The organism is Bradyrhizobium sp. LA6.1 (assembly GCF_040547805.1).
GTDB lineage: Bacteria > Pseudomonadota > Alphaproteobacteria > Rhizobiales > Xanthobacteraceae > Bradyrhizobium > Bradyrhizobium barranii.
The window spans coordinates 73,263-99,698 of record NZ_JBEPQK010000010.1 but is presented as its reverse complement, the minus strand read 5'-3'; the positions used below and the strand labels follow the sequence as shown (position 1 = coordinate 99,698).

Here is a 26,436-nt window from a genome sequence, read left to right as displayed (position 1 = left end):
GGGTGTACCCCCAAAAAATTGTGCATAGGGTTGCAACGCTTACCCCGTACCCTCTCTCGCGTGTGTAGAGTTCAGGGTCCGATTCGAGGGCGGGACCATCAATGACTATTACGGGCGTGACCGACGAAGACTTGAAGGTGGTGTTGGCGGAGAACCTGACACCCTCCGACACGATCAAGACGCCAGAGCGCCTGTTTGGAAGAGAGAAGAACCTTCGGACGATTGACCGCGCCCTCAGTTCTCCAGGTCGTCAGATATTCATCTACGGCGACCGAGGCGTAGGTAAGACCTCCCTTGCTCTTACGTCCGCGCATCTTCACTCCGCAACGCAGAGCCCTCCCATCCATGTGATGTGCGGCAGGACAAGCGGCTTTGCGCAAGTGATGCAGGCCATAGGAAACGCACTCATCCCAGTGGAGGACCGCGTTGAGAAGCCGGGAGGGGGAGGAGGATTTAACCTCACCCTGCCCGGTCTAGGTGGCGTAGGAGTTAGCCGAGCAAGTAAGACTGTCCCAACTATCGCGGCACCACAGTCCCTCAACGAGGCCCTTGATGTCATCCGCTATGTCGCCTCAAAGCGGAGAGGTAAGACCATCATCATCATCGATGAAATGGAGAGGATAGAGACGGCAGCGGAGCGGGAGAAGTTTGCTGAGTTCATCAAGAATATCCCGGAACTGGGTGCAGATGTACGTTTCATCTTCTGCGGCATCGCGCATGACGTGGACGAACTGCTCCAATCGCATCCATCTGCGGGCAGGATTCTGGAGAATATCAACCTGGAGCGGCTCAAGCATAACTACTTGTGGCAGATTCTAATGGTGGTGGCGGAGAGGCTTGGCATTGAGATTCAAATGGAGACACTCATCCGCATCAGTCAAGTGAGTGATGGCTTCCCGCACTACGTTCACCTGATCGGCGAGTCACTGTTCTGGAGCATGTTCGATGACCCTGAGGTAGTCACAAAATCAGGTGCTCCACATTTCAAGGCGGGCATCGAGGGTGCCTTGCAGCGGACAGAGGCCACGCTCCGGGCACAGTACGACAAGGCTATCCAGAAGTACCGAAATACGGCTGACTACCAAGAAGCGCTTTGGGCACTGGCGGACAGCACATCCGACCGCCGGCAGATCGCGGACATTTACGAGAACTCCTACAAGTGGATCGTAACGAAGCGCGTTGGCCGTAGCCTCATGCCGCGCGACAAGCTCAATCAACGCTATCTCTCCCTACGCAAGGATACACACGGCAGGATCATTTCTGGTCATGGTGCTGGGTGGTTCTCCTTCCGAGAGAACATTATGAGAGGTTACGTGAGGCTCCGTGCGGAGGCCGAAGGGATCAATCTGGGGCGGCACCACAACACGGTCGGGATGGAATGACGCCATATCCAATGTTGCCAGAACAGGTCCATCATTAGATTACATCAGCTTTGAGGTACAAATTCATGAGCGCGGACAAATTGAATCATTCGACCGAAGGCATGGTCCAGGTCATCGGTCACCATATACCGTACGAGGTGCGGATGATGCGGCAGACGTACGCGATGCTGGCTAATGGTGCCACATGCCTCTGGTTCAGCCAAACTGTGTTGAACGCATTGATCGAGTCTTTTGCCATTCATGCCCGCTCATTGATTGAATTCTTTTCGGGCGATCATTCGCCAAGCGACAACACGTCCGCCGCTAAGCATTTCGCGAAGTCAACGTTCACGCCGTGCTCGGAAGAAGGGCCGAGCAGAATCCTCATGGGTAAGCTAAATGCGCAGATCGCGCACCCGTCGTATTCCCGATCAGATAAGCCTGAAGACAAGCTCACCGCGAGCGATCGGACGGAACTCATGCAATTCATTGAGAAGGAGCTCACCCGCTTCTCTAAGGAGATCAAGACGACCTACGAGAAGCATTGGCCGCGCGACATGGTGGCCAGCGCAGTCAGCGGAGCGGATCAGCCTGCGGTTGGTGTTTCAGGTCCTGCCGGAGCATCCTCTGAAATCGGCGTAATCAGTCGAACAATACCAACTGGGCCGACAGGGCCGACAGGGCCGTCGGGACCGATCTTCACGTATCGCACCAATGGTTCTTAGCGCGGCCGTTCACGATCTCAGACGGGCAGGTTCACTGCCTCCACGCATTCGCGCTTCAACTCGACTAGCTGAGTCTTGGAGTATAAGCCGATTCGTCGAGCCATCCTTGCTATGTCCCATGGTGGCAACCACGTTCTCCCGTTGACCCGGTTCTTCCGCCATAGCCTCTGCGCGACGCGCACGTGACCTTGCAGAGGTGGTGAGGGACATTCGGGCGAGCGGAGCGGTGACGCTGGAGGCCGTCGCCAACCGGCTGAGTGGCCGCGAGATGATGACGCGGCGTGGCGGTCGGTGGTATGCGTCCTTTGTGGCCAACCTGCTACGTAGGCTTGAGGCCTAAGCGTCGTGCTCCGCCGCGCAAGCGTTGGACCCGTGGTAGTGCGTGCTGCCCACAACGTTGGTGTCTCGTGGCGGGCACACGGGGGAAGTCGCGTTGCCGCCACCACGCCATGCCCTTCGGGATGGTGACCCTTAGAATTTGTTCGGATGTAAGATGACCCTGGTTGTCGCTAAGGTTACGCCGCACCAAATCGTCATGCTGGCAGACACGCGGATTCAAAGTCCACGCCAAAAGCGTGCACTGCCAGACGTGAGAAGCGGCAGCCTTAAGATCACGTTCGTCGCCAGCAACGTTGCTATCGCCTTCACGGGTGATCCGGACATCGCGAGTGCCGCTATCGAGGACATTCGTGGGGGCTGCACGAGCTTTCAATCGGTTATCTCTGTCCTCAAAAACTCAAGTCGCGGCAGTGGTAACGAGTATCTGGTTGGATTTGCCGGTCCGAAGCGGCTCTTTCATGTTCGCGGCGGTGAAGCAAAAGAGCGGCGCGTGGCTTTCATAGGAGATTCAGTAGGATTTGAGCGGTTTCAATCGGGGCCGCGTGCTGCGCCTCAGGATGACAGTTGGCACGCGACGATGATTGGTCCTGACGTTCAAGATCAGACGCTTGTCCACGACCAGTTAGCTCGCCTCCAGTCCGTTCTTGAGGACCGCAGTATTCTAAGCGTGGGCGATTTCTTTACGGTTGCGCTCAGCGACGGCGGCACCTTCAGATTTCCATCCGTCGCGACGATGTTCTTTGATGCCGAGTCTAGGCTCTTGGCTCCAGATGGAAGCGCACTACTCACCTCAACCGACGAGAGGAGGCATCGTTTCACGACATGGTATCCACGCCAAAGAGGGCTCGCGTCATCCGCCTTTGTGTTTCCCGACGCGCAGCGAGCGTTCGTGTTCTATCAAGGGACGCCCTTTAACTTTGCGAACCAATGCGAGATGTTTGACGGTCTCGTTGGAGACCAACTTGCTGATGAAATTGAGCGGCGCATCGGCATCCGCTTCGAGGTTTTTGAGATTCGGCACGTCTAGTGGCAACCTGCGCCCGGACCGGGCGACGAGCCCTCACCTGTGAAACACTACTGGTAAACATTCGTCCCGCCTGCTAGAGATTTTCTAGATATTTCAATGGCAAACGTGTCGGAAAGCGCAATCCGCCCCTGGGCACCATCACTTTCTGCCCGCAAAATGTCGTTGGTTCGATTCCCGGTCTGACGCACCATGTAGCGCACGGGTCGCAACCGGGGCTCGCATGGGTAGGAAACTGGGTAGCGCCGAAAACTGAACCGACGTCCGACCCATCCGATTTGTCCGTGGTTCGATTCCTGCCTTTGACAACCCACACGATCCGTTGCAGCGCGCTTGCGCGTTTAAAAGCGCGTGAGACAAATGGGTGCATGAGTAGAGGTCAAGCCAAAGAACCGTGCACCAGTTTTCGCCACCGGCAAGGAGACGAGGCTAATCTATTGTGCGGGAATTGTGCGTGGATCAGGAAAGAGCGCAAAAAGGGAATGCCGGTTTCGCCGCAATAGCTGACGAGTCCTCGGCCGCGCTACTTCCAACCGAGTCGCGGAGCGATGATTTCTTTTTCGACGGAGGCGCTTCCAAGCGGCGAAATTTTCGCTTTTTTCGTGACCTTGTCGTATTCGATCAATCGTTTTTTATGGAGCTTCACGAGAATATTTGATCGGTAGAGGTTCAACTTGCTGTATTCGATCGAGTTAAAGAGCGCGGCTTCATCGACCCAAGCTAGGCTTTGGTGAAGGATGAGTAACGTCTGTTGCGAGGCATCGAGCTTCGTATCGAGAACGCGTTTCAGATTTCCGCCCGGTGACCACACGAGTGGCATTTTGCGTTCTGCCAGCGCATCCACGGCTTCTTGTGCCTCGCTGATTGAGACCGCGTGAAATATGCGAATGAGTTCCGCCATGATCCAACTTGTCATGGTGTAGACCGCGGTCGCATCCATCAGGTTCGGGTTCACGTCGCCGCCGACGTGCCCTACTCCTCGATTGTTGCGGATGTCATAGAGAGCTGGGAGGAGCCGAGGAATGAGGATGCGAAGACTATGGTCGCCTGGCTTTCCTGAATCGGACAACCTCTCGATCACACGGCAGTCGTCGCGCATGTTCGCCGGTTTAGTCGGTCCGGCGGCGTATGTTCCGGTCGTGTAACCGTGACTGATCCAATATACGCACTCGCAGAACTTCCCGCCCTTCAGTTCCGAGGGCTCCCACCGATGCTCAGCGTAGTTTGACGCAATCTCCTTATATTCCTCGATCATAGGATCGCGAAGTACGGCCGGGATTGCCGCAAGAAGTTTGGTGGGATCAAGCTTCATGCCGAGTCAGCAGTCAGCTCTCTCACTAAAGCCGCACCGGCAGTCTGTCCCGGCGCCGTGAGCGTCCAACCATTCTTCGCCGAACCGGCGAGCAGATTGCCGCCCGACTTCGCATAGGTCGCGTGGTTCGTTTTGCCGTGTGTACCCAACCGCTCGCATTCGTTCTTGGCAGTCTCTTCGTCGAATTTCGACAGCCCGGTGCGAATAAGCTCACGCAAACCGAGGAGCACATACGTATTTACTGCGCGCTCGCGAGCGCTCGCACCAGGCACCTTGTTGGCAATGAGATCGACGGTCTCGCCTTCGATGTGGAACACCTGAGCAATTTGTTCGGCAGTCAGCTTGTTCTGCCTCATCCAGGTTCTAGTCTTGGCGTTAAACTCGTCCTGGACCTCGTCACCTTCATTAACGGCGCTACCATTGCCACTGCTTGGCTTTGCCTTTTGCTCGACGAAGCCGGGATCATCGCCAAGCATCATCAACGCCGACTTCACTGCGCGTTTGCGCATGTCTGCGTCGGTCACGGGCAGGAGCAGGTCATACAGGCCAGTCACGAGGTTCTTGAAATCGTCACTCATCAAACCACCAAAGAATCGAGGGAATGCGCGCAATTGTAGAGTTGCAAGCTCCCCATCACAACCCTTGCTGATGGTGTCCCGTGGTAATCCACTCCCAGTTGGGTAGCGACCTAGGTAGCGTCTAAAACAGTAACAAAAAGCATGAGTATAATCAGTTGTTTATCAAGTCGGCTATGGTCGGCCGCCTGGGCGCCATCCTGGTGTTTGCCCTCGTTCTCCGGCATCCGCTGACGCCAATTTCTCCGGTCTATTCCACGAACGCCGCGCATCGTGGCTGAGCGCGAACCTTGGTTCAGCGGGCGCGGTGCTGCTGACCATGCTCATTCATGGCCGCGCCCGCTTCAAGGCGGAACGTAACGATGATTTCCGTCCGCTCCAGGAGCCAAACCGCGTCGCCATGGACATCGCGGTCGCCGTTCTGCTGACGTTCTTCCGGTGGTTGATCACCATGGGCAGATGACGAGAGCGGCCGCGGACGAGCGCACCGTCACCTTCAATCCCGCGGATTACACCGGTGAGCGACTTCGCGAGCCTGACCAGGTCGACCTGGGGCCGAATCAAGTTGCAGGGTTCGGCGATGCAACTTCAATCGGCGCGTGATATCCTCGTCTCGGGGGATGGAATGGACTGTCCCTCCGCATCTGGAAGGACATGGCCATGACGTTGTCGTCACGCTTCGTTGCGCGTCCCGCTGTCACATTCCCATCGATTGCACTGTTGCTGTGCGGCCTGAGCGGCACGGCAATGTCTCAACCGACGCCCACCGAGACTCAGCTTCCCAGCATCACGGTCGACGCGCCGAGACAGGTGGCGAGGCCGCACAAGCCAACGCATCGCGTGGCCATCCGCAGCACCGGGTATCGGACATCGCCAGCCACATCGACGGCCGTGGCGGCGCCGATGTCGGATGCCGCGAGGCTCGCCAAGCTCGAACGCGAAACGAGCAGCTGTGCCGGCGGTTGCCAATCGAGCTTCAAGACGGGAAATCAGCCCTGGGTCGGCTGCAACGCTTCGGGCGGCGTGTACTCCTTCACGTGCCGGAACGTCGGCAACTTCAAGACTTACGACGAGTGCAAGGAAGCCGGACGGGTCACCGGCTGGCGATCGGGCGAGACCTCGGCGTATTGCAGCAGCCTGGCGTTGAAGTAGGGGCGGCTGGGGTTGAGGAGGCTCGTCGGCTAGGCCAGCCTCCTCCGATCGAACTGGGCACAGTCGCCCGCGTATCGATAATCACGGCGTGATCGCCGGTACCTATCATCGCACGCTGCGGTTCCGGTCGAAAACGCGACCAAGCCCAATAATGCTCAGTAGCGCTCCGTCAGAACTTCGAACCGACACCTCGATTGTTGATGCGAGAGCGATCCGGTGGGCAACCTGCAAACCCGCAAGACGAAGTCTGCCTTCTAATTCCCTTTGGGCCCGGGCGGTCCGATCGGGCCCGCAGGTCCGGCCGGCCCTGGAGGACCCGCTGGCCCGGGGAGGCCGCAATTCTGTATCACCACGTCTCTCGTATCCGGTCCGGACGTGATCTTTACGATACAAGTCGATGGAAACTCCGGTCCAATCCACCGAAATCCTCCGGTCGAAGTGCTCTCGACTTTCACGGTTTTGCTCGGACTGATCTTGATTTCCACGCTGGGCTCGCGGGGCCTTCTTACCCTTCCGACGATGACCAACTCGCCCTGCGATATGGTGGCGGTTGTTATGAATATTTCCGCATGCGCGCTTTCGGTCCACGCAATCGCAAAGCCAGCTATAAGAGCTCCAACGGCGCCAAAAGGCTTCGCGAGCATCATGGATGGCCTCCCCGCTTCCCTCACCGATGGTTAGGAGACCAGCTTGGTGCGAAGGCGCCCGTACTCGGTGTCGGTTATGGATCCCGATTTTTTGAGCTGATCGAGCTTGGAAAGCTCGTCGGCGACACTAAAGCCGACGATGTGCCGTAATTCCTCGCGCGCCCGCTGAGCCTGCTCAGCGCTGCGTTCCGCCATCCCCCTGCCTTGGGTGATGAGGTAAGCAAAGATGCCGAGGTAGGAGGTCAGAACAAGTGCAAGCACCCACAGTGCCTTACCCCATCCGGAAATGTCGTGGCGCCTGAACAGGTCGCCATAGATAACAATGAGCAGCCAGAACCAAACGACAAATGCGAATACAGCAATTATATCCATCAGAAAATTTCGATATGTGAATCCTTCCTGAGCGAAGAACATTGCGATCCCCTTGTTGAGTTGCCGTTCTCGATCTTTCCTGTAGGCCAGTCGCACGGCCCGCTACGCGAAGGCTCAACGGCAGTACCGATGCGACACGCGGTGCGACCTTCCGCTGGTCGAGCGGTACCAGCAGTTGCCGTTCCTCCAATAATATCGATGCCAATGGTGATGTCGCCGGTGGGCGCCCGCGATGGCTCCGGCCGTCGCCCCTATGGCAGCGCCGCGGCGACCACCAACAGCACCACCGATGACGGCACCTCGAAGCGCACTCTGAGCAAATGATTCGCTGGAAGGGACCATTCCTGCGAACGAGAGCAGGATGACGAACAGTGCAAGCTTTCGCATCGGGGGCCTTCCCTTGATTGACCGCTTCTGCCATGCCGTGCCGCCGAATAGCTCCGAGCGGTGATTAGCGCCGCCGCGGAGCGGCATAGCGCGGGTTGATGCCGCAATATGCGTTCGTGCCAGAAGCAGCAGCCAGGCATTGCGAGCGGGTGGCGAACTGACAATTGCCCGGAAAGCCCCAATTGCGACCTCGCAGGCAGTATCGATCCGCCTCGGCAGCTCGGACTGGCTCCAAAAAAGCAAGGAATACAGCGGCAGTGAGTAACGTCAGCATCGGAGCGACACGATGCATATCGATCTCCGTGGATGGATGGAGATGAATATACTGGCGGCGCGAGGGGAATACCGCCAGTAAAAGCCCTTGCCAGACGCTGGGGCGTTTATTGATGCTACCTGGCGCGAAAAGCGCTCATGCTATTCAGGCGCTTGTAGGTAAACGTAACAATTGCCATTGCATGTCCTTGAATGCGGACCGCTGGCCGGATGACGTACGGCTTTCGGATATCGAGCCCCGTTTCGCCACCCAGGATGCCGCGGAAGCATGGTTCGTAGAGAACGATCCTGAGGGAGTGGCGTTCGAATACGAGGTTTTCGAATGAACCGGATCGTCCGCAGGACTATCTACGCCATGTTAGTAATCGTTGTGCTGCTGATCGACTGGTAGATTCTCGCACCGCTTTGAAGGGGTGAGACGTCGTCGCGTAAGGCCAATGAACCTTGCATACTTGTAACGAGGCGGACACCGAAGCGCCTTCTGGGTGGCCAAATGCTGGCGGAATGTGAGGGCTTATAAAAGCCGACCCTGGCCCACGGGATTTACTCCGATGTTATTTCAAGCGGCGATTATTTGCCTGATCGTACTCAGCATCGGCGTTCTCGTCGCCCACGCGGTTGACGCTCTCAGAACGTAGCGAGCCCGCCAGCGTGAACCGGCGGGCCTCCACCTCGGTCTTCTCAGTTCACGCCCAGAGTCTGGCGTTGAAGTAGATGCGGCTGGGGTTGAGGAGGTTCGTCCGCTGGGCAGCCTCCTCCGATCGGACTGGGGTACAGTCGCCCGCGCATCGATCATCACGGCGTGATCGCCGATACATGTCATCGCACCGGCATGTCGCTTTCGCTCATGCGAGCTGCTCGCCCGCTTGCGTCGCCTACCGCCCCGCCTTCGCCAAGCCCGCCAAACTCGCCGCCAGCTCGTCGCTTCGGAACGGCTTCGTCAGCCGCGATAGGTCCGGCGTGATGCCTTCGTTGTTGGCGTAGCCTGACACGACGAGGATCTGGAGCTCGGGATATTGATTGCGCAGCGCGAGGCCGAGGTCTGTTCCGTTCATGCCGGGCATCAAATGGTCGGTGACGAGCAGGTTCGGCCGCAGGCCTTCCCTGACGCGCTGAAGCGCATCCTCCGCCGAGCCGGCTTCGACGACGTTGTAGCCGAGCTCGCCCAGCATCTCGGCGGTGCTCATGCGCACCAGCGGTTCGTCATCCACCAGCAGGGCCGTGCCGACGGGCTGTGGCCGCAGTTTTGACTGCGGGACGGCATCAATGGCGCTCGCGACGGCGTGGCTGACCGGCAGCCACAGCTCGACCGTCGTCCCCGCGCCCACGGTGCTTCTGATCGTCAGCGCGCCGCCGAGCTGTGACGCAAGGCCGTGGACCATCGAGAGGCCAAGACCGGTGCCTCGCCCGACGCCCTTGGTCGAGAAGAACGGTTCGACGGCGTGGGCCAGCGTGAACTCGTCCATGCCGATGCCGGTGTCGGCGACGGAGATGCAGACATAGGCGCCCGGTGCCAATTCCGAATTGTGAGAGTCTCCAACCGTGCGGGCCTTCGCCGAGATGCGCAACTTGCCGCCGTCGGGCATGGCATCCCTGGCGTTCACGCTGAGATTCAGGATCGCCATCTCGATCTGGTTGGGATCGGCCATGGCCGCGGGAAGGTCTTCCGGCGTGTCCACCGTCACCTGGATCTGCGGCCCGGTCGTGCTGGAGATCAGGTCTCCCATCTCGGCAACGAGGAGACCGATGCTGACGGGAATGGCCTGAAGCGGTTGCCGGCGCGCGAAAGCGAGCAGGCGTTGAACCAGCGTCTTGGCGCGCTCGGCCGCCTGTGCTGCGCCGGCGATGAGGCGATGCTCGCGCTCGCCGCCGATGCCCTTGCGCTGAAACAGGTCGAGCAGGCCGACGATCGGCGTGAGCAGATTGTTGAAGTCGTGCGCGACGCCGCCCGTGAGCTGGCCCATGGCCTCCATTTTCTGGGCCTGGCGGAGCGCCTCCTCGGCCTGCGCGAGCCGCGCCTGCTCCTCCAGGCGATCCGTCACGTCGATCCCGGTCAGGAACGCGCCGATCCGCGTGCCGTCCGGAGCGCGGAGCGCCTCGAACTTCATCTCGTAGACGCGGCGGTCGAACCGGGGATCGCCGAACTCATCTATGTTGGTGAAGGCTTCCCCGGCTAGCGCCCGGCTCCAGATCGCGGTTGCCGCCGCGAGATGCCCGGGCCGGTCGGCCAGAAATTCGTGCAGGGAATCGCCGACCTTCGGGCGCTTGCCGTAGATACGCTGATAGGCATCGGCGCAGGACGTGTTGATTGCGAGCCAGCGATAATCGAGATCGAGCGCCTGGATCTGTCCGTCGGTGGTTTCCACGATCGTCGCCAGCAAATGACGCTCGGCGGTGCGTTCGGCCACGCGCTGCTCGAGGGTCGTGGTCAGCTCCCTGTATCGCGCTTCGCTCGCCCGCAGCCGCGTCTCGCCCAGCACGCGCTCCGTCGTCTCGGACACGATGCAAAGCACTCCGCCGACCGAGCCGTCATCGTCCCGTACGGCCGAGTAGGAGACGTCCCAGTAGCTGGTTTCGCCGTAGCCGTGGCGCTCGACGTAAAACGGACGATCCTTGGCGGCGAACGTTTTTCTGGTTCGGCGCACGCCTGATAGCAGCGGTTCGAGATCGTCCCACAGCTCGCCCCAGTTTTCGATCGCGGGGCGACCGAGGGCGCGGGGGTGATTGGCGCCGATACCCGGGGCGTAGGCGTCATTGTAGAGCGCGACGAAGTCGGGCCCCCAGAACAGGACGATCTGGGCTTGCGCGGCCAGCAGCATGCTGACCGTCGTTTTCAGTGCCTGAGACCAATCGCGGGGATGACCGAGCGGTGAATCCGACCAGTCGCGGGCGCTCATCATCGCGCCCAGCTTGCCTCCGTCAGCGAGGAAGCCCAATTCAATCGACCGCCGAGCAGCCTTCTCAGACAGCACCGGATCCCCCGCTACGCGTGACACGGGCGTCCTTGCCCATTCGAGCCGGCTTTCGAGGGCTCGTGCTCAAGCGCAGATAACACCCGGCGCGCGCTCTGGTTCCATTCCAGTCGATTCCCGCCGTCCTTGTGCTATTGCTGCTCCCCGCAACTTGACGCGAGGTTCCCATGCTCCCCATTCCCGCCGACATCTTCACCGAGCCCGAGGACGTCTCGCCCGACGGCCTTGCCAATCTCGGCCCACTCCGCCGGCTCGCAGGGAGCTGGCAGGCGGACAAGGGCATCGACATCAATCCGAAGGCGGAGGGGCCGGAGCGGCGGACCTTCATCGAGCGCATCCGCATGGACCCGATCGACCCGCAGGCCAACGGGCCGCAGCTGCTTTACGGGCTGCGCTATCACATCCACATCAACACGCCCGAGGAAGACATCACCTTCCACGACCAGGTCGGCTATTGGCTGTGGGAGCCCGCGACCGGGCTGATCATGCAGACGCTCGCGATTCCGCGCGGACAGGTCTTGCTCGCCTCGGGCAAGGCCGGGCCGGATGACAGGAAGATATCGGTCACGGCGAAGCGCGGCGATACGGCTTACGGAATCTGCTCGACCGATTTCCTGGAACAGGCCTTCCGCACCGATTCTTATCGCTGCGACATCACCTTCAACGATGACGGAAGCTGGAGCTATCTGATCCAGACCGAGTTGTTCGTGCGCGGCGCGCCGTTCAACCATCACGACAGCAACACGCTCAAGCTCGTCGCGCCGCCCAAGCTCAATCCACTGGCGGTGATCGTGAAGGATCGTGCCGGGCGCGATGGATCGTCGGCCTGAAGCGTACCCGGAGAATTGCATGAAGCCCTACGTCATTTGCCTGATGCACTCCAGCCTGGACGGCCGCACGCATCCCAGCCGCTGGCGGCCGAAGGGGGCGGGCACAGACTGGTTCGAGAAGATCCATGACGAACTCGGCGGCGACGCCTGGGTGATCGGCCGCGTCACCGGCTCCGAGTTCGCCAAGGGCAAGCCCTATCCCGCAACGGCGGGCGAGACATTTCCCCGCCAAAGCTGGTTCGCGCGGCGCGATGCGAAAACCTACGGCGTCGTGCTCGACGCGCAGGGCAAGATCGGCTGGGGCCGGTCAGACATCGGCGGTGACCCGATCGTCGTGGTGCTGACCGAGGGCGTGCCGGATTCGCATCTGGCCGGGCTGCGCGGCGAGGGTGTGTCCTACATCTTCGCCGGCAAGTCCGAGATCGACCTGGCGCTGACGCTGGACATCCTCAATCGCGAGCTCGGCGTGAAGCGCTTGCTGGTCGAGGGCGGCGGCGTCGCCAATGGCGCCTTCCTGCGCGCCGGTCTCATCGACGAATTCAACCTGATCCTCAGCCCCGCGATCGATGGCGCCAGGGGCGCACCCTTCGTGTTCGATTCGACGGACGCGGACAGCGACAAGCGCGCGCCGCTCGCCGCGATGACGCTGGAGAGCACGCGCGACCTCGGCGGTGGCGTTCTGCTGCTGCGCTATCTGATCAAGAACGACCCGCAAGCGATGCCCAAGTAAGGCATCGGCATGGGACAATTGGAGCACATCGTCATCGTCGGTGCCGGCGCGGCCGGGCTGATGGCGGCGCGCGAGCTGGCACGCGTGGGCAGGACGGTCACGATCCTGGAGGCGCGCGGGCGCTGCGGCGGACGCATCGATCCGCTGCCGGCGTCGGAGTTCGGCTACTCCGCCGATGGCGGCGCCGAATTCGTCCATGGCGAGGCGCCGGTCACGCGCAAGCTGGTGCGCGAGGCGGGACTGTCGCTGCAGGAGATCGAAGGCACCCAGTGGAGTTTTGACGGCACGAGGCTCTCGCACGAACACCGTCACGATCCGCACGAGGCAGAGCTGTACGCCGCGCTGGGGGCGTTGAAGGATGATCTCACGGTTGCCGATTTCCTCCGCGGCCACTTCGCCGGGCCTGGCTATGACCGGCTGCGCCATTCGATCGAGCGCATGGTCGAGGGCTACGACGCCGCCGACCCCGAGCGCGCCTCGACGCTGGCGCTGCGCGAGGAATGGATGGACGGCGGGCATCACGCCCAGGCGCGCATCGTCGGCGGCTACGGCGCGCTGATCGATTTTCTGGCGAGTGAGTGCCGCGGGCTTGGCGTGACGTTTCGCTTCGGCCGCGCGGTGTCGGCAATCGAGGAGACGGGCGGCGCGCTGGCCGTCCGCTGTGCCGGCGGCGACGTGCATGGCTGCGATCGCGTGATCCTCACCGTCCCGCTGCCGTTGCTGCGCGAGATCGCGCTTCCGGAGCCCGCACGCGCGAAGGCTGCGGCAGCTGACGATATCGGCTTCGGCAGCGTGATAAAAATCCTGCTGCGGTTCGCGCGGTCGTGGTGGCGCGAGCGAAACGAAGATCTCGCGGACATGACCTTCCTGCTGTCGGACCAGTCGATCCCGGTGTGGTGGACGCGGCATCCGGACCAGCATCCCGTGCTCACCGGCTGGTTCGGCGGGCCGCGGACGGCCGAGCTTGCGAAGCTCGATCGGCAAGGGCTGATCGATGCCGGGGTCGATTCGCTTGCGGCCATCTTCGGCGTGTCGCGCGACGACATCGCGCGCGATCTCGTGGCGGCTGCGGCGACCAACTGGCTGCACGATCCCTTCGCCCGCGGCGCCTATTCCTGGGCGACGCCGCGGACGCGCGAGGCCCAGGCGATCCTCGCGCGCGCCGACGGTCCGGTGCTGTTCTCCGGCGAAGCGCTCTATCGCGGCCGCGACATGGGAACGGTCGAGGCGGCGCTGGCGAGCGGGCTGGAGATTGCGGAGATGATTTTGCGGGGATGAAAAAAGGCCCGCACAAGGCGGGCCTTAACTCTCACCAGCGGCCGCCGCCGAAGCTGAACGTTACGCCGGGACCTCCGCCACCATAATAGCCATACGGTCCGCCGCCGTAATAGCCGTGGTGCCGCGGGTAATAGCCATAGTTCCGGTAGTGCGGACGATAGTAGCCGTGGTGGTGATGGCGCCATTGGTGATGGCGATGGCCGTGGTGGTGGTGGTGCCTGTGCTGCGCGCTGATGTCGGTGGACTGGCCGGCTGGCGCGTTCTGCTTCGCGCTGGCCTTGCCCGCCGCGTTGGCCGTGGATCCGCCGGCGAGCGCCGCAGCACCTACAGCCATCGCGACAAAGAGATACTTCATGTCATCACTCCAGTTGAGAAGTCGCGTGATAACAGATGGCTGTCCGCTGCGTTCCGGCCAGTGCGGGCGTCGAAACGACGCAGACGAAGTTCCGATCGACGTGTGAAGGATGTCGCGCGATCTATTGTCGCATCGCTTCGAGCGAGGCGATCACGTCGGCGGTGGCGACGATGCGCGCAAATTCGCCGTTGAGATTCGATAGCGTCATCGCATGAATCTCTTCAGCCGAATGCTTGTCGCCATCTGGTCCGATCCGGTCGAAGGTCCAGGTCGCATCGCGCACGAGGCTCGCGTCGAAACCGAGATTGCCGGCCATCCGCGTCGTCGTCTCGACGCAATGATTGGTGGTGGCGCCGCAGATCACGAGCGTCGTGATGTTGTCTGCGCGCAGGCGCGTCTCGAGATCGGTGCCGATGAAGGCGCTGTTGACGCGCTTGACGATCACCGCCTCGCCCGGCGCTTCGCGCGCCTCGTCCTTGACCGCGTAGCCGGAGCTTTGCGGCAGGAACGACGAGGTCGGCTTGGTGCCCTCGTGGCGGATGTGGAAGATCGGCGCGCCGCGCTTCCTGAATGCCTTGAGGAGATCGGCGATGCGCGCCACCGCGTCCGGATTGTTGCGCCGCTTGCCCGCCGCCTCCCATTCATCGAATGCGCGCTGAACGTCGACGACGACGAGGGCGGGAAGGGAGTGGGACATAAGGAGTGGCTTCCAGACTTGCTTGCTGCGCGAAGTATGCGGGGCGACCGACGTGGCAGGCAATGTCGATTTTCCCTCGATTCGCGACAGCTCTCGTGCCCCGGACACGGAGAGCTGCGCGCGTGCTCGGCCCTCACGGATGCGGGTCGGGAAACCCGTGGCGTTCGGAGAGCGCGGCGAGGATCGCGTCCTTGTCGGCAATGAAGGTGCGGCCATGGTGGCTACCGGTCTGGTGCGGCGACGTCGTCCCGTCGGCCAGCACGAGCAGCGGCAGCGACTGGTTCTCCTCGCCGACCAGCGCGGTCACCGGCAGCCTTGGCCGCGGCCATGCGATGCGCTCAACGTCGAGCTTTTCGGCCAACGATGGAAACGAGGCGAGCACGCCCTCGATCAGCGCGCAATGCCAGCAATAGAAGCGCTGACCCGGAAAGGCCGGATCCTCGAAGCCGGGGCGCAGCAGAAACAGGCGGTCGCGCGTCATGAATCGCTCCAAAGCATGGCGCGATCATACATGCCGGCAGCAGCGGATGATGCCGTTACTTGAACGGATCCTGGATCGATGGCGACGATTGCCGGATGCGGCGTACGCTCACCGGCTTGCCGTCGGAGACGAACAGCAGCTCGTATCGGCGGCCCTCGCTGTCGGTCGCCGTGCAGGTGACGTCTGTGACCTTCCTTGCGGCGAAATTGCCGGTCTGGCGGCAGACGCCGGTCGAGGTCTGCTCGGCCGGCACCGGCAGGCCGTCGACCTTGGGCCGGTCCTTGGAATTGAGCAGCATGCGGTCGATTCGCAGCTCGTAGGAATTGTCGTCCGCGCGCTGGCCGTTCTCGCCGGAGAACGACACGACGTGGTTGGCGTCGGAGGGATCGTCGACGGCGACCGCGAAATTGACCCGGCCCTTGTCGCCATGGGCGTAAGCCACCGTCTTGCAAGCGAAGGTGCGCCCCGCGACCTTCAGCGTCTTGCAGTGGCCCGACATCAGCGCCAGCAGGTCGATGAAGGCGTTTTGCGCCGGAGGGTTGTTGACGGGAATGGGCGCGGAAGACTCGGCAAAACAAGGGCTTGCGAGAGTCGCGAGGGCCGCGGCGAGGACCGGTCGGCGGAGGCGCATCATCAGGCTCGTATGCCAGGGGGCCACGGCGGCGGAAAAGTTCCGCTCAACAACGAGCGAACCACAAATTGGTTGCGATCCCGTTTGTTCAGCTAAACCCGACTGGAATACCACCGCACCACCCATCGGCGATTCATCCGATCGCCCCATCCCGTCCTAGCAGGCCACTTGCTGCCAGACCGATGTTTTTTTCGTGGCAGAGCTAAACGGTCGCCGCCTGCCAGCGCGTATCGCGAAGCGAGGGCCGGCGGTGCAGGCGGGCGTCGAGCAGCGCGCGGGCACGGGGCAGCTCACCGCTGCGCATGAGCGCGACGATGTAGGTATCCTCGATCAGTTCGCGCTGGGCATGGCTGCCGCCGATGCGCACGACCTCGCCGAGGACGGGCGCGAGCGTTCGCACGCATGACGCGTAATCCTCGTGGGCAAAGGCCGCGAGCGCACGGCAGATTGCCGGCACCACGGGACCGGCCGGCAGCTTGCCGTCGCCGAGCCGCTGCTCGATCGCCGCAAGGCGCGCGGCGAGCGCCTCCTGGTTCTGCGTCGCGGCGGCGAACAGCGCCATGTGGACGTCGGCAAAGGGCAGGCTCGATTTCGGAAACAGTCTTTGCGCGGTGGCATCGGCCTCGAGCCAGAGCGCTTCCGGCACGGTGTGGCCGTAAGCCGACAGGCGCCAGAGCAGCGAGGCGCCGTCGGTGACGACGTTGAGCGGCGGCGCCTGCGTGGCGGAGGGCTGAAGCACGTCGGCATAGATCGCAAGCGCGCGCGCCGCATCGCCATGTTCGAGCGCGCCGAGCGCCTGGTGCCAGCGGATATGGCCGTGCAGGATGCCGGCGCGGTCGTAAGAGGGGGTCCATGCATCGACGAGACGGTCAGCCGCCTCGATCGAGCCGTCCTCGAACATCGCATGCAGCACGGCGTGCGCGGCGTGGGCGTTCTGACGGCGCAGATCAAAACCGCGCTCGGTGACGGTGCGGCCGCGCGCGACGTCGCCATTCTCGGTCATGGCCCAGCCGTACATGGTGAGAAACCACCAGTCCTCGCCATAATGCTGCGCGACGCGCTCGCACAGCTCGTGCCGGGCGCGGTCGTGATCGGGCATGCCGGAGAACGCGAACAGGCCGAACGCGCCGAGCGGCAGCGACAGCACCACGGCGTCGCGCGGCCAGCTCTCGACATGCTTCAGCGTCGATGCGATCGCCTCGGGCAGCCGGCCCTCGATCGCAAGCGCCAGCGTCTCGACATGCGAGCGCTCGCGCTCCGTGCCGCGTTTCGCTGTGAGCTCGCGCGCGCGTGCCGCCTTCTGCCGCGCGAGGTCGCCCTGCTGATAGAAGGCATGCACGCGGGCGCGGGCGATATGGGGAAGCGCGAAATCCGGATCGGCCGCAATCGCGCGTTCCAGCGCCTCCGCCGTGCCGGTCCAGCCGGCCAGCATGAGATCGACGCCTTCGCGATAGGCGCTTGCCGCCTCGTGCGAAGACGTCGAGAGCGAAAGGCCGTAGCGGTCTTCGTGCGCCGTCATCGTCTTCAGCTCTCAAGTCGTCCGCGCGCGGCGTCCCTCGATCGGATAGGCGGGGTCGTTGTAGCCCGGCGTCGAGGGATGGCCCGGCACGACCAGCCTGTCGATCAGCGCTTCGTCATCCGCAGTGAAGCGGTAGTCGAGCGCGCTGATGTAGCCGTCCCACTGCTCCTCGGTGCGCGGGCCGGCGACGATCGAGGAGACAAAGGCGGAGTTGAGCACCCAGGCGACCGCGAACTGGCCGGCGGTGATGCCCTTTTTCTCGGCGTGGTTCTTGATCTCCTGCGCGAGCTGGAGCGATTCCGGCCGCCATTCCGTCTGCATCATGCGGGTGTCGTTGCGGCCGGCGCGTGTCTCCTTGTCCGGCGCTGCGTCGGGCTTGTACTTGCCGGTGAGGACGCCGCGCGCCAGCGGGCTGTAGGGTACGATGCCGAGGCCGTAATAGGAGCAGGCCGGGAAGTGCTCGACCTCCGGCATGCGGTTCATGGCATTGTAATAAGGCTGGCTCACCGCGGGCCGGTCGATGCCGAGCCGGTCGCAGATGTTGCAGATCTCGGCGACGCGCCAAGCGCGGTAGTTCGAGACGCCGAAATAGCGCACCTTGCCGGCGCGGATCAGATCGCCCATCGCGCGCACCGTCTCCTCCAGCGGTGTCGCATGGTCTTCCTTGTGCAGATAGTAGATGTCGATGTGGTCGGTGCCGAGCCGCTTCAGGCTCTCGTCGGCGGCCTGCAACACCCAGCGCCGCGACAGGCCGACACGGTTGGGATCGTCACCCATGGGGTTGGCGAGTTTTGTGGCGAGCACCCAGGCGTGCCGGTTGTTGCCGATCGCGCGGCCGACGACCTCCTCGGATGCGCCCTTCGAATAGGCATCCGCCGTGTCGATGAAATTGATCCCGGCCTCATGCGCTTTCGCGATGATCCGGTTTGATGCGGCTTCATCGGTCGGCCCGCCGAACATCATGGTGCCCAGACAGATCGGCGAGACTTTCAGGCCGGTGCGGCCGAGCTGGCGGTATTGCATGGGCTGTTTCCTCAACGCTATCGAAGCTGGCAGCATAGCCAGCTAATTCCGTCATTGCGAGCGCAGCGAAGCAATCCAGAGATGCATCCGCGGAGAGATACTGGATTGCTTCGCTGCGCTCGCAATGACGAGATTGGGGAGGCCGCTTGCCAAACTCTCAGCTGTCATCGCCCGACTTGATCGGGCGATCCAGTATTCCGAGGAGGCAGAGATTGAACCGATAGGCCGCGGCGTACTGGATTCCCCGCTTTCGCGGGGAATGACGGCGGTGGGTGTGGTTGGCGCGGTGGGCCGACTGCGCGACCCTACCCGGGCCCCTTCAGGATCTTGAACACGCCATTCGCCATCACGACGCAACGATCGTCCACGCTGACTTCGGTGCTCATGAAAATCAGGCTGCGCGTCGAGCGCACCACGCGGGGGCGGGAGATCAGGATGTCGCCGATCTGGCCGGCCTCGACGAAATGGGTGTCGAGCTGCACCGTCGCCATGAATTCCTTGCCGGAAACGTAGCGGGCGGTCATGCCGCAGGTGCGGTCCGCGAACGTCATCATCACGCCGCCCTGGACCATGCCGCGGCGATTGTGGTGCTTGTCCTCGGTGGCGAGCGCGAATTCGTAATGGCCGTCGACCTTGCGCTCCCACAAGGGGCCGATCAGGTGCAGGAAGCCCGTGGTCTCCAGGATGCTCCAGCCGTCCGATTTGAGCCTTGCGGCGGCCTTGTTGGTCATGTCGTCGTCCATTGCTGCGCGGGCCTTGCGAGCTCATTTCATCGGGGCCTGACGTGGTGTAGTCAAGCATCATGAGACCGTTCGACGATGCCACACGGCGGAATATCGCGGCTGCCTGCGCGGCCTTCACGCGGCTGCCCGAGGACGATGCGCCGGCCGCATTGAAGCGCGCCGCGGTGGCGGTCGCGCTGACCGCGGCGAGCGACGGCGATGACACCGCATTCCTGCTCACGCTGCGCGCGTCACACCTGCGCGCCCATCGCGGCCAATGGGCCTTGCCGGGCGGTCGCTGCGATGCCGGCGAGACGCCGGTCGAGGCGGCGCTGCGCGAGCTTGATGAGGAGCTTGGCCTCCGCCTCACGCACGCGGAGGTGCTCGGCACGCTCGACGATTATCCGACCCGCTCCGGCTATCTGATCACGCCGGTGGTGGTCTGGACGGCCGACAGTGCCGCGATCCGGCCGAACCCGGATGAGGTCGCCTCGGTCCACCACATCGCGCTCGCCACGATCGAGCGCGAAGACGCGTTCGACTTCATCGCGATTCCCGAAAGCTCCGGCCGCGTGATCCGCTTCCATCACGAGACGAGCCTGATCCACGCGCCGACCGCGGCGCTGATCTACCAGTTCCGTGAGGTGCTGGCGGGACGTCACACCCGCGTCACCGAGCTGGAACAGCCGGTGTTCGCCTGGAAGTGACGATGGTAAACGGCGCGTTAACGTGACGGTTACCGGATGCCTGCTAAGAGGGCAGCATGCATCATTCGATTCGAAAACATCTCGCGCTGGTTCCATTCGCGCTCGTCCTGCTTGCGCCCACTGCGCGAGGCGGCGAGGCCGATGCGCTGCCGCCGGCCGTCCGCGATGCCAAGGCCCAGCTCTTGTCGCAGTTCTTTGCGCAGGGTGGGGCGTCGCCGGCCGTGCTCGAATATCGCCGCAAGCTGCAGGAATATCAGGCGGCGCGCGGGGCCTTCGACGAAGAGGCGGGTGCCTATTGGAGCCAGATCTCCGAGAAGCGGAAAGGCCGCAACGCCAAGCGGCGCAGCGGACAGCAAGTGACGCTTGACGATTATGTGCTGCAGCATCCGCCGCTCTATAACGGGCCGAAGCGGCCGGTGAATCCGGAGCCGGAGGAAACGCCGGATCGTCCGACCAGAAAGCCGATACCGGTGGTCGCCGATCTCCTGCAGGCGGCGCGGGAGCTCTATCAGTTCACGCCGCAGCGGCCGTCCAGCGAGGTCGAGTTCAAACGCGCCTATGCGCGCTACGCGCTCGCCTCGGGGCTGACGCGCGAGCAGGCGGTGCGGGTCTATTCGTTCGAGACCGGCGGCACCGGCAATTACGACGTGCAGGCGGGTATTGAGCATGGCGGCAAGCGCGCGATCTCGACCGCGATGGGCTACAACCAGCTCCTGACCACCAACAGCGTCGAGCTGCTGGCCGAGCAGGGCCATGAACTCATCCGCGCGCTTTCCGACAAGGTGGCGCGGGCGTCGGGACCGGCGCGCCAGCCGCTCGAGCACAAGCTTGCCGTGCTGAAGAAGATGGTGGCGCAAGCGAAATCGGTGCCGGACACCTGGTCGGAGCACGAGAAGATCGGCAACACCGCGCAGGGCTGGGCCATGCATGCCATGGTGCTGGACATCGATATCGGCCCGATGCTGCAAACCCATAAGCTTTTGACTTCGGTGCTGTTCGCGCGCACCAAGGGCTACACCCGGCCGCTCACCGCCGCCGAGCTCGAGATGATGAACCTCACCGGCGATGGCACCGGCCTCGACATGGTGACGATGCCGCAGGCGATGCGCGAGCAGGTGCCGACCTCGAACTTCTTCCAGCGCGGCGGCTACGAGCGCAACCCGGTCGCGATCCGTCACAACACGGTAGCCAAGCTGCTGGCGGTGACGGACACGCGGATGGACAGTAACAGCAACAATGCCGGCGCGCGGGAGCTGGCAGGGGCGTTTTAGTCCTCGCTGCCACATCCTCCGCTGTCATGCCCCGGCTTGACCGGGGCATCCAGTACGCCGCAGCCTCTCGATTGAAGCACAACGGCATCTGGAATACTGGATCACCCGCCCCAGTGCGCAAGCGCGCACAAGGCGGGTGATGACACCGAATGCTTGGGTTGGCCGTCGCCCCTTACTGATCCGATCCGAATTTGAACTTGCCGTCGCCTTCGAGATACGGGCCGCTGCGCATGTAGAGCTGGCCGTTGTGGCCGATGAAGAACAGCGTGCCTTTCGGCACCTTCTTGGCGCCCTTCAGGAGTTCACCGGCATTGTTGGTGCCCATCTTGTAGGAGAAGGTCTTGCCTTCCTTGTCATAGGCATAGCCGGTGTCGGGCTTGAGCTCCCAGGGCGTTGCCGCGGTCTGCGCCAATGCGGGTGCGCTGAACGCGCCGAGCGCTGCAGTGAGTGCAAGTGCAAATGTCTTCGTTGAAAATGCCATCATCCCATCCTCCCCATCGTTGGGGTTGCCATCTTGAACAAATCACGAACGGCGTTTACAGGTCAATTTGCGAAAGCGCCGCAGCGCATCACGTCCTGCCCAGCAGTTTGTGATTTTCCCTTCGTCCCCGCGCGACTATGTTCCGCTTTCAGTCTAGAACGCAATTCGACAAAAATATTGGTAGGGGGATGATTCGGATGAACCAAGTCGTGAAAGCCTGCTCAGCCGCCGCGCTGTTGGTGACGGCGCTGGCGCCCGCCGCCCGGGCGGATGACTACCAGCTCAGCCACAACCAGCGGATTTCGTGCAGCCGTGGCCTCGCCCCGGGCAAGCTGAACACCGCGACCTGCAAGTCCTACACCTACCTGTTCAACACCAAGACCTCGGAATATTTCCGCTGCCAGGTCTCGCTCGCGCTGACCCGCGACAACAAGGAAGTCATCAACGTCCAGACCGACGGCGGCTGCACCAAGAAGCCGCGCATCTTCGAGACCGACGGCAAATACGATTTCGACGCGACCGAGACCGAACCGCCGAACACCAACTCGTTCTTCGGCCCCGGCGGCTATTCGGTCTGGGCTGCCGATGTCACCGCGCAGAAGGTGCGCGGCTGCATCATCATCTCGTCCGGCCTCGGCTCCGACATCTCCAAGTGCCTGGACATGACCTTCCAGTAAGGGCCTGCCAGTAAGAGCTTGCCAGCAAGGCCTGCCAGGGACGGCGAGATACGCGCCAGATCCTGACTGCGCTACCTCGCCGCACCCGCGGGTTCCCCAAAAATCGAGCCGGGTCAGCCGTTTACCGCAGTCCTGTTGTGACTTTTGGATGGGTTGACCCGCTTCCCCCATCCGGCCAATTTCCCGGCCGGTTTGGGGAGTACAACAACCATGAAACGGACGATTTTCGGCGCGGCCGCGGCTCTTGCCCTGGCGGCGTCGGCACCTTGCGCGCATGCGCAATCCTTCATCAACGTGCTGACCGGCGGCACCTCCGGCGTCTACTATCCGCTCGGGGTCGCGATCGGAAAGATTTACGGCGACAAGATTCCGAACGTGAAGACGCAGGTGCAGGCCACCAAGGCGTCGGTCGAGAACCTCATCCTGCTCCAGCAGGGCCGCGGTGAAATTGCGTTCACGCTGGGTGACTCGCTCAAAGCCGCCTGGGAGGGCGACGAGGAAGCCGGCTTCAAGACCAAGCTGGACAAGCTGCGCACCATCGGCGCGATCTATCCGAACTACATCCAGATTGTCGCGACCGCCGAATCGGGCATCAAGACGCTCGCGGACCTCAAGGGCAAGAGCCTCTCGGTCGGCGCGCCGAAGTCGGGCACCGAGCTCAATTCCCGTGCGATCCTCGCGGCCGCAGGTATGACCTATAAGGACCTCGGCAAGGTCGAATATCTGCCGTTCGCCGAGTCCGTCGACCTCATGAAGAACCGCCAGTTGGGCGCGACGCTTCAATCGGCCGGCCTTGGCGTCGCCTCGCTGAAGGATCTCTCGAGCTCGGCCTCGATCACCGTGGTGTCGGTGCCGAAGGAGACCATCGACAAGATCGGCCCGCCCTTCATCTCGGCAATCATTCCGGCCAATACCTATACCGGCCAGGACAAGGACGTGACGACCGCGGCCGTAGTCAACTATCTCGTGACGAGCTCCGCGGTGTCGGACGACCTCGCCTACCAGATGACCAAGCTGATCTTCGAGTCGCTGCCCGAATTGCAGAACGCCCATGCCGCGGGCAAGGAGATCAAGCTCGAGGCGGCCGCCACCGGCAGCCCGGTTCCGCTGCACCCCGGCGCGATCCGCTATTACAAGGAAAGAGGGCTGATCAAGTAAGATCAGCTCCATTCGTGTCGTCATGCCCGGGCAAAAGCGCGAAGCGCGTCTTCGCGCAGATGTCCCGGGCATCCACGTTCTTGGCGACACCGTAGGCCGTGGATGGCCGGGACAAGCCCGGCCATGACGCGTGCGGTGGCACTGCCAATGTTATAATGACGCACCATAAGGGCTCGGGGACATATCGATGTTGCAGGCAGAGGGCTCCGCAGGGCCTATCAAGGTTGAATTCGACAATTTCGAGCACGGTTTTCCGGAAGGTTTTGGTCCGGGCTGGTGGGGCACTCTCGCCTACTGGATCGGCATCGCCTTCGCCACCTTCCAGCTCTATGTCGCCGCCTTCAACTATCTGCCGAGCCAAGTGGTGCGCGGCGTCCATGTCGGCTTCCTCGTTCTCCTCACCTTCGGCCTGATCGCCAACTTTACCGCGAAGAGCGATGTCGGCCGTACGCTCGGCTGGGTGATCGGCGGCGCCGGCTTCTTCTGCGGCCTCTACCAGTGGATCTTCTATGCCGACCTGATCGCGCGCGACGGCGATCCGACGCGGCTCGATCTCGCGGTCGGCACCCTGCTCGCGGTGCTGATCTTCGAGGGCACGCGGCGCCTGATGGGCGCGGCGCTGCCGCTGATGTGCGGCGCGTGTCTTCTCTACTGGTTCTTCGGCCAATACCTGCCGTCGCCGCTCAACCATCGCGGCTACGACTTCGACCAGATCGTCACGCATCTGTCGTTCGGCACCGAAGGTTTTTACGGCGTGCCGATCTACGTTTCGGCGACCTACATCTTCCTGTTCATCCTGTTCGGCTCGTTCCTGGAGCGCGCCGGCATGATCCAGCTGTTCACCGATGTCTCGCTCGGCCTGTTCGGCAGGACGCGCGGCGGACCTGCGAAGGTTGCGGTGTTCGCCTCGGGCATGATGGGCACCATCTCCGGCTCCGGCGTCGCCAACGTCGTCACCGTCGGCCAGTTCACGATTCCGCTGATGATCAAGTTCGGCTATCGCCGCGCCTTTGCTGCCGGCGTCGAGGCGACGGCCTCGATGGGCGGCCAGATCATGCCGCCGGTGATGGGCGCGGTCGCGTTCATCATGGCGGAGACGCTCGGCGTTCAATATTCGGAGATCGTGAAAGCGGCCGCGATCCCCGCCATCCTCTATTTCGCTTCAGCGTTCTGGATGGTGCATCTGGAAGCCGGCAAGCACGGCCTCGTCGGCATGAAGCGCTCGGAGATTCCGAGTGCCTGGAAGGCGCTGGTGACGCGTTGGTATCTCGTGCTGCCGCTCGCGGCGCTCGTCTACATGCTGTTCGAGGGCTTTACGCCGCTCTATGCCGGCAGCATGGGCCTTGCGCTCACGGTGACGCTGATCCTGGGCGCCAGCATCACCGCCGGCGCCTCCTCGATGGTCGTCCGCTCCATCTTCTGGATCGGACTTGCGCTCGTCGTCGGCGCGCTGTCGCGCGACGGTCTCCAGATCGTGCCGGTCGCGAGCGTCGTCGTCGGGCTGATCGTGATCACGGCGTTCGTGCGCGGCGGGTTCGCGGCCTTGCGCGAATGCCGCAATGCGCTGGCCGAGAGTGCGAAGTCGGCGATCACGGTGGGTATGGCCTGCGCCATCGTCGGCGTCATCATCGGCATGATGTCGCAGACCGGCGTCGGCACCATTTTTGGCAGCTGGGTGATCGGTCTCGGCGAGAAGAGCCTGTTTCTGGCGCTGATCATGACCATGCTGCTGTCGATCCTGCTCGGCACGGGCATTCCGACCATCCCGACCTACATCATCACCGCCGCGCTCGCTGCGCCCGCGCTGGCGAAGCTCGGCGTGCCCTTGATCGCGAGCCATATGTTCGCGTTCTATTACGGCATCATGGCCGACCTCTCGCCGCCGGTGGCACTCGCCGCGTTGGCGGCGGCGCCGATCGCGAAGGAGAACCCGGACAAGATCGGCTGGGAGGCGATGCGCATCGCGCTCGCCGGCTACGTCATTCCGTTCATCTTCGTCTATTCTCCGGCGCTGATGCTTCAGGCCGGCGATCCCATGGCGGCCAAGCTCGGCTTCTACGGCGCGGTGGCGCTCGCGACCTTCAAGGCGCTGGTCGCGATCGGCCTGTTCGGCATGGTCGCGATCGGTTTTCTGTTCACGCGCATGACGCTGCTCGAACGCGCACTCGCGCTCGGCGCCGCGCTTTGCTTGCTCGGCGATTTCGCCTTCAGCGATACCGCCGGCTTCGTGCTTTCCGCCGCGCTCGTGCTGTGGCAATGGCGGCAGCGTCCGCCGGCCATCGTCGAAGCGGCGTGAGCCTCTGCTTCGCAACAGCGGGCGGCGTGAAAGCGCTGGCGCTTTCCGCCTTCACGCTGGTGTGGACGCATTCGATCGCGAAGGTCGACTGGCAGGAAGACTGGCGCGTCACGCCTGCCGGCCTCGAGCTGGTGCAGGCGCGGGTCAAAGGCACCGGGCCCGGCATGGAGCCGCCGCCCGAGGCACGGCTCGTCGACGGCTGGTTTCAATGGCAGCCGCAGCGTGCACCGATGCCGGAGGTCGTGCTCGGCAATTCGGGTGCGGCCGGGGAATGGCGGTTATGCCATGATGGAAGCTGCCGGACTCTTTCGGAGATTGTCGGGCATCCCATCGGTGCTAACGTCACCACGATGAAGGTCTGTAACGATCCGTAGCCCGGATGAAGCGAAGCGCAATCCGGGAACAGTCGCCCCGGATTACGCTGCGCTCCATCCGGGCTAC

The 26,436-nt window shown here is 62.8% G+C and carries 27 protein-coding genes; 14 read left to right on the top strand and 13 right to left on the bottom strand.

Annotated elements, in window-relative coordinates; genetic code table 11:
• The first annotated feature begins 116 nt into the window (after nt 1-116).
• From ABIB99_RS24235 to ABIB99_RS24225, 3 genes are all read left to right on the top strand, one after another.
• The gene (locus tag ABIB99_RS24235) at nt 117-1,382 is read left to right on the top strand and encodes an ATP-binding protein (RefSeq protein ID WP_354177741.1); all 1,266 of its coding nucleotides are present in this window, start codon (nt 117-119) and stop codon (nt 1,380-1,382) included.
• A gap of 65 nt (nt 1,383-1,447) precedes the next feature.
• Nucleotides 1,448-2,086 carry a hypothetical protein gene (locus tag ABIB99_RS24230; protein WP_354177740.1) on the top strand — a complete coding sequence of 213 codons (639 nt, stop codon included), beginning with the start codon at nt 1,448-1,450 and terminating at the stop codon, nt 2,084-2,086.
• A 493-nt stretch (nt 2,087-2,579) separates the two neighbouring features.
• Nucleotides 2,580-3,452 carry a hypothetical protein gene (locus ABIB99_RS24225; RefSeq protein ID WP_354177739.1) on the top strand — a complete coding sequence of 291 codons (873 nt, stop codon included), beginning with the start codon at nt 2,580-2,582 and terminating at the stop codon, nt 3,450-3,452.
• Between the two features lie 520 nt (nt 3,453-3,972).
• On the opposite strand, the gene ABIB99_RS24220 is transcribed toward ABIB99_RS24225, so the two are convergent.
• Nucleotides 3,973-4,761, bottom strand: a complete 789-nt coding sequence (locus tag ABIB99_RS24220) for a hypothetical protein (protein ID WP_354177738.1) — start codon at nt 4,759-4,761, stop codon at nt 3,973-3,975.
• On the bottom strand, nt 4,758-5,339 hold the full coding sequence (locus tag ABIB99_RS24215; protein WP_354177737.1) for a hypothetical protein: 582 nt from the start codon (nt 5,337-5,339) through the stop codon (nt 4,758-4,760). The genes ABIB99_RS24220 and ABIB99_RS24215 overlap by 4 nt, the downstream gene beginning before the upstream one ends.
• Before the next feature lie 304 nt (nt 5,340-5,643).
• Between ABIB99_RS24215 and ABIB99_RS24210 the strand changes: the two genes are divergently transcribed.
• Nucleotides 5,644-5,799 carry a hypothetical protein gene (locus ABIB99_RS24210; protein WP_354177736.1) on the top strand — a complete coding sequence of 52 codons (156 nt, stop codon included), beginning with the start codon at nt 5,644-5,646 and terminating at the stop codon, nt 5,797-5,799.
• 197 nt (nt 5,800-5,996) lie between these two features.
• On the top strand, nt 5,997-6,488 hold the full coding sequence (locus ABIB99_RS24205; RefSeq protein ID WP_166348662.1) for a hypothetical protein: 492 nt from the start codon (nt 5,997-5,999) through the stop codon (nt 6,486-6,488).
• 677 nt (nt 6,489-7,165) lie between these two features.
• Here ABIB99_RS24205 and ABIB99_RS24200 read toward each other — a convergent pair.
• The 3 genes from ABIB99_RS24200 to ABIB99_RS24190 form a co-directional block, all read right to left on the bottom strand.
• Nucleotides 7,166-7,549, bottom strand: a complete 384-nt coding sequence (locus ABIB99_RS24200; RefSeq protein ID WP_028147401.1) for a PLDc N-terminal domain-containing protein — start codon at nt 7,547-7,549, stop codon at nt 7,166-7,168.
• A gap of 409 nt (nt 7,550-7,958) precedes the next feature.
• Nucleotides 7,959-8,186, bottom strand: a complete 228-nt coding sequence (locus ABIB99_RS24195) for a DUF3551 domain-containing protein (protein WP_084795314.1) — start codon at nt 8,184-8,186, stop codon at nt 7,959-7,961.
• An 856-nt stretch (nt 8,187-9,042) separates the two neighbouring features.
• Nucleotides 9,043-11,163: an ATP-binding protein gene (locus tag ABIB99_RS24190; protein ID WP_354177735.1), complete on the bottom strand. Its 2,121-nt coding sequence runs from the start codon at nt 11,161-11,163 to the stop codon at nt 9,043-9,045.
• Between the two features lie 143 nt (nt 11,164-11,306).
• Here ABIB99_RS24190 and ABIB99_RS24185 point away from each other — a divergent pair, with 143 nt between their 5' ends.
• Genes ABIB99_RS24185 through ABIB99_RS24175 form a run of 3 tightly spaced genes read left to right on the top strand, consistent with a single transcriptional unit; the run spans nt 11,307 to nt 13,977 of the window.
• Entirely contained in the window at nt 11,307-11,969 is a 663-nt protein-coding gene (locus ABIB99_RS24185) for an FABP family protein (RefSeq protein WP_354177734.1), read from the top strand.
• Between the two features lie 19 nt (nt 11,970-11,988).
• Nucleotides 11,989-12,699 carry a RibD family protein gene (locus ABIB99_RS24180; protein ID WP_354177733.1) on the top strand — a complete coding sequence of 237 codons (711 nt, stop codon included), beginning with the start codon at nt 11,989-11,991 and terminating at the stop codon, nt 12,697-12,699.
• A gap of 9 nt (nt 12,700-12,708) precedes the next feature.
• Nucleotides 12,709-13,977, top strand: a complete 1,269-nt coding sequence (locus ABIB99_RS24175) for a flavin monoamine oxidase family protein (RefSeq protein ID WP_354177732.1) — start codon at nt 12,709-12,711, stop codon at nt 13,975-13,977.
• A 31-nt stretch (nt 13,978-14,008) separates the two neighbouring features.
• Here the strand turns inward: ABIB99_RS24175 and ABIB99_RS24170 are convergent, their stop codons facing one another.
• The 7 genes from ABIB99_RS24170 to ABIB99_RS24140 form a co-directional block, all read right to left on the bottom strand.
• Nucleotides 14,009-14,332: a hypothetical protein gene (locus ABIB99_RS24170; protein WP_014491510.1), complete on the bottom strand. Its 324-nt coding sequence runs from the start codon at nt 14,330-14,332 to the stop codon at nt 14,009-14,011.
• A gap of 121 nt (nt 14,333-14,453) precedes the next feature.
• Nucleotides 14,454-15,029: a cysteine hydrolase family protein gene (locus tag ABIB99_RS24165; RefSeq protein ID WP_354177731.1), complete on the bottom strand. Its 576-nt coding sequence runs from the start codon at nt 15,027-15,029 to the stop codon at nt 14,454-14,456.
• A 133-nt stretch (nt 15,030-15,162) separates the two neighbouring features.
• Nucleotides 15,163-15,510, bottom strand: coding sequence for a DUF3088 domain-containing protein (locus ABIB99_RS24160; protein ID WP_354177730.1), 348 nt, complete (start codon nt 15,508-15,510; stop codon nt 15,163-15,165).
• Nucleotides 15,511-15,565: 55 nt separating this feature from the next.
• The gene (locus ABIB99_RS24155; RefSeq protein WP_071917092.1) at nt 15,566-16,141 is read right to left on the bottom strand and encodes a hypothetical protein; all 576 of its coding nucleotides are present in this window, start codon (nt 16,139-16,141) and stop codon (nt 15,566-15,568) included.
• Between the two features lie 202 nt (nt 16,142-16,343).
• Nucleotides 16,344-17,660 carry a tetratricopeptide repeat protein gene (locus tag ABIB99_RS24150; protein ID WP_354177729.1) on the bottom strand — a complete coding sequence of 439 codons (1,317 nt, stop codon included), beginning with the start codon at nt 17,658-17,660 and terminating at the stop codon, nt 16,344-16,346.
• A 12-nt stretch (nt 17,661-17,672) separates the two neighbouring features.
• Entirely contained in the window at nt 17,673-18,683 is a 1,011-nt protein-coding gene (locus tag ABIB99_RS24145; RefSeq protein ID WP_354177728.1) for an aldo/keto reductase, read from the bottom strand.
• 305 nt (nt 18,684-18,988) lie between these two features.
• Nucleotides 18,989-19,414 carry a PaaI family thioesterase gene (locus ABIB99_RS24140; RefSeq protein WP_354177727.1) on the bottom strand — a complete coding sequence of 142 codons (426 nt, stop codon included), beginning with the start codon at nt 19,412-19,414 and terminating at the stop codon, nt 18,989-18,991.
• A 71-nt stretch (nt 19,415-19,485) separates the two neighbouring features.
• Here ABIB99_RS24140 and ABIB99_RS24135 point away from each other — a divergent pair, with 71 nt between their 5' ends.
• Nucleotides 19,486-20,112: an NUDIX hydrolase gene (locus ABIB99_RS24135; protein WP_354177726.1), complete on the top strand. Its 627-nt coding sequence runs from the start codon at nt 19,486-19,488 to the stop codon at nt 20,110-20,112.
• Nucleotides 20,113-20,168: 56 nt separating this feature from the next.
• Nucleotides 20,169-21,383: a hypothetical protein gene (locus ABIB99_RS24130; RefSeq protein ID WP_166348689.1), complete on the top strand. Its 1,215-nt coding sequence runs from the start codon at nt 20,169-20,171 to the stop codon at nt 21,381-21,383.
• A 172-nt stretch (nt 21,384-21,555) separates the two neighbouring features.
• On the opposite strand, the gene ABIB99_RS24125 is transcribed toward ABIB99_RS24130, so the two are convergent.
• Nucleotides 21,556-21,864, bottom strand: coding sequence for a hypothetical protein (locus tag ABIB99_RS24125; RefSeq protein ID WP_166353586.1), 309 nt, complete (start codon nt 21,862-21,864; stop codon nt 21,556-21,558).
• A gap of 197 nt (nt 21,865-22,061) precedes the next feature.
• Here ABIB99_RS24125 and ABIB99_RS24120 point away from each other — a divergent pair, with 197 nt between their 5' ends.
• From ABIB99_RS24120 to ABIB99_RS24105, 4 genes are all read left to right on the top strand, one after another.
• The gene (locus ABIB99_RS24120; protein WP_063985862.1) at nt 22,062-22,541 is read left to right on the top strand and encodes a hypothetical protein; all 480 of its coding nucleotides are present in this window, start codon (nt 22,062-22,064) and stop codon (nt 22,539-22,541) included.
• A gap of 210 nt (nt 22,542-22,751) precedes the next feature.
• Entirely contained in the window at nt 22,752-23,699 is a 948-nt protein-coding gene (locus tag ABIB99_RS24115) for a TAXI family TRAP transporter solute-binding subunit (protein WP_354177725.1), read from the top strand.
• 187 nt (nt 23,700-23,886) lie between these two features.
• Nucleotides 23,887-25,995 (top strand): TRAP transporter permease, encoded by a 2,109-nt coding sequence (locus tag ABIB99_RS24110; RefSeq protein WP_354177724.1) that lies wholly within the window; start codon nt 23,887-23,889, stop codon nt 25,993-25,995.
• Nucleotides 25,956-26,369, top strand: a complete 414-nt coding sequence (locus ABIB99_RS24105) for a DUF1850 domain-containing protein (RefSeq protein ID WP_354177723.1) — start codon at nt 25,956-25,958, stop codon at nt 26,367-26,369. Before ABIB99_RS24110 ends, ABIB99_RS24105 begins: the two co-directional genes overlap by 40 nt.
• Nucleotides 26,370-26,436: the final 67 nt, after the last annotated feature.